The organism is Streptomyces durhamensis (genome assembly GCF_000725475.1).
In the GTDB taxonomy this organism is placed as follows: Bacteria; Actinomycetota; Actinomycetes; order Streptomycetales; family Streptomycetaceae; genus Streptomyces; species Streptomyces filipinensis.
Genome location: NZ_JNXR01000087.1, coordinates 1 through 809, shown reverse-complemented (window position 1 = coordinate 809; position 809 = coordinate 1). Strand labels below are relative to the sequence as shown.

General features: G+C 68.5%; 1 protein-coding gene. It reads right to left on the bottom strand.

Going from position 1 to position 809, the window contains the following annotated elements; genetic code table 11:
- Positions 1 to 13: 13 nt before the first annotated feature.
- Positions 14 to 809, bottom strand: a protein-coding gene (locus IO33_RS48890) for an IS5 family transposase (protein WP_209439018.1) whose coding sequence is annotated in 2 segments (ribosomal slippage) — positions 14 to 477 and positions 477 to 809 — 797 coding nt annotated over the 2 segments. Because the reading frame shifts where the segments join, the coding sequence is not laid out codon by codon here. This gene is flagged as partial in the annotation.

Below are 809 nucleotides of genomic sequence, written 5' to 3'. Positions count from 1 at the left end.
CCTCTTAGAGCTCCTAACGGAATGCGGTTCGCAGGCGGCGCCAGCAGATCAGCGAGCAGGCGAGCTTGAGGAACGCCTCGTGGATGTCGTCGCGGATCTCCCAGCGGATCCGCAGGCGGCCGAACCAGTGCAGCAGCGCGATCGCCTGCTCGACAACCCACCGCTTGGTGCCCAGGCCGGAACCATGCTCGGTGCCACGACGGGCGATCACAGGCTTGATGCCCTTCGCCCAGACCTGGCGACGGTAACAGTCATGGTCGTAGCCGCGGTCCGCGTAGAGCTCCTTCGGTCGCTGCCGCGGCCGCCCCCGCTTGCCGCGGATCGGAGGGATCGCTGTCAGAAGCGGCATGAGCTGGGTGATGTCATTGCGGTTGCCGCCGGTCAGTGTCACTGCGAGCGGGACGCCGGTGGCATCGCAGATCACGTGGTGCTTGGAGCCCGGCCGACCCCGGTCGACCGGGCTCCGACCGGTTTTGGGCCGCCCTTGAGCGCCCGGATGTGAGAGCTGTCGATCACCGCCCTCGACATGTCCAGCCGGTCAGCGGCCCGCAGCTCGGCCAGCAGCACCTCATGCAGGCGCTGCCAGACCCCGGCGTTGTTCCAGTCCCGCAGCCTGCGCCAGCACGTCATGCCAGAGCCGAAGCCCAGCTCGGCGGGCAGCCACTCCCACCGGATACCCGTGTAGAGGACGAACAGGATGCCGCACAGCACCTTGCGGTCATCCAGCGCCTTCCGGCCCGGGTGCCGATGCCGGCGCTGCCGGACAGGCAGCAGCGGCTCGATTCGCGACCACAACTCGTCGTCGACCA